Below are 4,518 nucleotides of genomic sequence, written 5' to 3'. Positions count from 1 at the left end.
CCTGGTTGGGCTTAAAGCCCTTTGACGCGTTCCCGTAGAGGGAGAGGCTAGGGGTGATGCGATAGACCGCGCCGAGCGACGGGAGGGTGCGGGTAAAATCCTCAAGCGTCCCGCCAGTGAGAGTGGATTGCTGATATTTCATCCGGCGGACACCCGCGAGAACGACAAATTTCCCCCATGTCATCTGGTTGAGAAGCAGCAGGCCGACATCTTTCGTTGTCGTGCCGCCGCCTACCCGCGGGCCGGGGGCGCCCAGGAAAGGCCCAAGCGCATCAGTCTGATCGGTAATGACGCCGGTGTCCAGATTGGTTGTCGACACGGTCAGCGACGTGTTGAAGGTCGATGATTGGGCCTTGGTGACGTCGTAGCTCAAAAGCAGCTTATGTTCGATGGGGCCGGTGTTGAATTCCCCGCGAAGTTCGGCCTTGAAATTCTCGGACCGCGCGTCGTTTTCCTGGTCGGACCGGAAAGTGAGGATATTGGGTGCCGGCGCGATAAAATCGAATATGAAGCTTGATTCCAATACACCCCTTCGCTTCTCCCGGCCGTCAGAATAGCGGAGCGCGAAAGTCCACTCATCTGTCAACTCCTGCTCGAGTGACAGCGTAAGCAATTTGCTCCTGACGTTCGTGCCATCGGTCCGTGGGCCGAGCAGGCGGATCGGCAAATCTGACGTCAGCTCCGGACCACCTGTGCCGACGATCACGTCAGGTGCCCTGCGCAACTTTTGATACTCATATTGCGCGGTGAAGGTCGACCCCCATTCCGGCATGCGCAATGTCATCGATGGCGCAATATAGTCCGACCTCACGCCGTTATAGCCGGCGATGTTCCGACCGGAGTCCTGAGTTGAGCCGACCAGGCGCACTAGGATATTCTTGTCGGAATTCAGCGGCCCGCCAATATCAGCGCCGATGTCATAGTAGCCGCGACTGCCCACCGTCGAATTGAACTCGGCGGTCGGCGTGAGTGGCGGCGTCTTGCTGATGACATTCACGATGCCGCCATAAGTCGCGCCAACGCCCGCGATGATCGCCTCCGGCCCCTTGACCGCCTCGACACTGGAGATCGCAATGGCGGGCAGGTTATTGGATTGCCCATCCGAGCCGAGGTTGCCGTTTCGCATGATGTTGGCACCGAAACCGCGCATCGCGACCGATCCCTGCTGGCCGCCGTCGATGCCCGATACGTTCGCGACGATATCCTTGAGATTCATGGCTTGCTGGCGCTGAATCAGCTCATTCGAGACGCTGCTCACCGAGATCGGAAGCGTCATCGGGTCGGCGTCCATTCGCGTGCCGGTCCGCGTCGTTTCCGCAAGGTGCGAAATCGCCGTGCCCGTGACGATGATATCCGCGTTGTGAGCGGAGCAATTAGCGTCTTGAGCGACTACGTCGATCACGCTGCCATTTGAACACGCCTTCAAACCGGTGCCGGCAAGAAGCTGGCCGATCGCTTCGGAGGCCGAATTTGACGACGATACGCCCTTCGTTCGTTTATCCCGCAGATTTTCTTTCGCGATCGAGATATGCACGTCATAACGTGCTTCGAATGACCGGAGAGCGGTGGCAAGATCACCGGCGGCAATGTCACCGGCGGCAATGTCGTTGGGACCGTCCTGTGCGAAGGCGGAGGGAATGCTGGCAAAAACGGTGCAAATCGCTGCCGTAGCAGTCAAATGTATCTTCCAGCCTCTTGGGCGGATAGTGGCATTTTTTCTCAAGTCATTCCCTCCGCTATTTCGACATTTTCTACAAATAAATGGAACAGACGATAACTTGTCTCCGGACAAACCTCTTTATAGAGAAATTGCTCGCTCGTTTTTCGGGAGGTCGCCGCCCCGCGATTTTTCGGAAGGTTGCATCGATGGCTGTCGTCAGTCTGTCAAAAAAGGGACATGTGAATGAAAATTTTGCTGGTGGAGGATGACGCAAAGCTCGCGTCGGTATTGAACCAGGCGCTCGCCCGGTTCGATATTGTCGTCGACGAAGCGGGATCGATCGCCAGCGCCCGGGAACTTTGCGAGTTGCAGGGCTACGACGCGATCGTGTTGGACCGGCAATTGCCGGACGGCGACGGAATGAGCCTTATTCCGAGCCTGCGTCAGACCGGGAACATAACGCCCATTCTCGTTCTGACGGCAAGGGGCGAATTAAGCGATCGTGTCGAAGGCCTGTATCACGGCGCCGATGATTATCTTACCAAGCCATTCGCGGTAGAAGAACTTGTGGCGCGCCTCCGTGCTTTGTTCCGACGCCCGCCAAATATTCAGTCCGATGTCGTGACGGTCGGCAATGTTCGCTTCGATTTCCTCAACCGCGACACCAACGTCGATGGCAAGCCGCTCGATCTTACGCGCCGCGAAACACTGGTTCTCGAGACGCTGTTACGCCGGGCCGGTAGAATGGTCAGCCGGGCGGTGCTGATGAACGCCGTCTTCACACTCGACGATGATGTGCAACCCAATGCACTCGATACTCAGGTGTCGCGTTTGCGGCGAAAGCTCTCCGACGTCGAGGCGAGAGTGATCATCAGCGGGGTGCGGGGGCTTGGTTATATGTTGCGTGAAGTTGCATGAAGGCGCGACAGGAGCCATCGTTGAAGCGCCGTTTGATCGGGTTGATTGCCGTTGCGCAGGGCTTTCTGCTTGTTGTGCTCGTCGTGCTGAATTCGTTCATTATCAGCAGTCTCTGGATTTCGGGCACTCTGGGACCGACCTATTCGCGCGCTGTGATTGAGGTGGTCGCCGACGCTCTGGATCGCCGTCCCGATGGTCGCCTGGGCCTGCGCTCGACATCGCAGTTGCAGTCGATGAGAAATGGGAATCCAGACATGTGGTTCATCGTCCGCGACGCCCGGGGGGACGTCATGCGGGAAGGTGTTGTCCCTGCGGCATTGTCGGGTGCCCTCGCGCAAATGGACACCCTCGAGATTGCCAATCTATCCGACAAGGCCGGCAATCCACTCGCTATCGTGGAGCGTCTCGATACGGGTGCTGGCCGTGTGCAGATCATTGCCTATGCCAGAGGAACGATATCCTGGGGAACTATCGTTTCCAACCTCCTCTCGACGATGGCAGTTGCCGCCTTTCTTGTCGGTCTGATGGCGATCGCGACGATTATTGTCACCCCATTGGTTGTTCGCCGCGCTGTCTCGCGTCTCGAAGATTTGGCCAAGGAAGCGGCGCAGATAGACATCAAACTGACCGGCGCACGCCTTTCGCGAGGCGGTGTTCCGACCGAGATCATGCCACTTGTCGATGCGTTCAACGCTGCCCTCGCGCGGATTGATGAAGGCTATGAGCGCCACCGTGTCTTCATGGCGGACGCCGCGCACGAATTGCGCACGCCGATTGCGATCATCTCGACGCGGGTTGCCTCCCTGCGCGCGGGAAAGGATAGGGACGAACTCATGGAAGACAGCGCGCGGCTTGGCGTGTTGACGGGGCAACTTCTCGACCTTGGTCGGCTTGATGCGGGCAACCCGATGTTCGAGCCGGTGGATATCGTCGGCGTAACGGAACGGGTCGTGGCCGATCTGGCGCCCCTAGCTTTTGCGGCGGGCTATGACGTCGATTTCGCGAAGGATACTGAGCAGCTTTGGATCCGTGGGGACGAAGCGGCGATTGAACGCGCGATCAGCAACCTCATCCAGAATGCCGTCAATCATGCTGGGCGTTCGGGCACGATCACGATAAATGTACGTGCGTTCGGCGAGATCACGGTCCGCGACCAAGGGCCAGGTATTGATAAAGCCAATCGTGATTCCGTGTTTCAGCCTTTTCATCGACTGGATCGCAATTCAGGCGGCGCAGGTCTGGGGCTTAACCTGGTAAGGCGGATCATGCGACTGCATGGCGGCGATGCGATTGTTGAAGACGCGCCGGATGGCGGAGCCTGCTTCCGGCTAATCTTTCGTTTGTCGGATGGCCAAGTTGAAACGACGCACGACAGATGACGACATCCTGTTCCATTTGATGGGCGATGCCGTTCGCCTTTCCGCCGGACGACGGCAAGGGCGTTTCGCAGCCCCGGCCGGCGCAGGGACGGGGCTGCAACGGGTTCAACCAGGCAGGGTTTCTGCCAGCCCGTGACGGACCAACATCGCCTTTGGATCCGCATCCCGGCCGCGGAACGCACGAAAACCGTCCGCTGCCGGCCGCGTTGCGCCACGCGAAAGAACTTCCGCTCGAAAACGGTCGCCGGTAGCTCGATCGACGAGGCCAGCCTCGGCAAACGCCATAAATCCGTCGGCAGCGAGCAGTTCGGCCCATAAATAGCTGTAATAGCCCGATGCATAACCTCCGGCGAAAATGTGCGTGAAGGCATTTGGAAAACGATTCCACTCTGGCGGCCGGATCACCGCCACTTCATCGCGAACGGCGTCGATCACTTCACGGGGGTCGGAACCTAAAGTGCCAAGATGCAAAAGCAGGTCGAACAGAGAATATTCCACCTGCCGAACGATTGCCATCCCGGCTTGAAAATGCCGAGCGTTCAGCAAGCGATCAAAGAGTGT

Annotated in this window: 4 protein-coding genes; 2 read left to right on the top strand and 2 right to left on the bottom strand. The window is 58.3% G+C overall.

What is annotated here, in order from left to right; genetic code table 11:
• Positions 1-1,678: TonB-dependent siderophore receptor (locus tag KYX69_RS22840; RefSeq protein WP_300501653.1), on the bottom strand; the 1,678-nt coding region annotated here is incomplete at its 3' end.
• Positions 1,679-1,903: 225 nt separating this feature from the next.
• On the opposite strand from KYX69_RS22840, the gene KYX69_RS22835 reads away from it, so the two are divergent.
• Complete coding sequence (locus KYX69_RS22835; protein ID WP_300501652.1) at positions 1,904-2,578, top strand: response regulator transcription factor; 675 nt, start codon at positions 1,904-1,906, stop codon at positions 2,576-2,578.
• Between the two features lie 20 nt (positions 2,579-2,598).
• Positions 2,599-3,957 carry a HAMP domain-containing sensor histidine kinase gene (locus KYX69_RS22830; protein WP_300501651.1) on the top strand — a complete coding sequence of 453 codons (1,359 nt, stop codon included), beginning with the start codon at positions 2,599-2,601 and terminating at the stop codon, positions 3,955-3,957.
• A gap of 105 nt (positions 3,958-4,062) precedes the next feature.
• On the opposite strand, the gene KYX69_RS22825 is transcribed toward KYX69_RS22830, so the two are convergent.
• On the bottom strand, positions 4,063-4,518 hold a 456-nt coding region (locus tag KYX69_RS22825; protein ID WP_300501650.1), incomplete at its 5' end, for a M3 family metallopeptidase.

The sequence above is a fragment of the Sphingomonas sp. genome, from assembly GCF_030145815.1.
Taxonomy (GTDB): Bacteria; Pseudomonadota; Alphaproteobacteria; order Sphingomonadales; family Sphingomonadaceae; genus Sphingomonas.
Note: the sequence above shows the minus strand (reverse complement) of the source record. Positions and strands in the feature narration are given on the sequence as shown.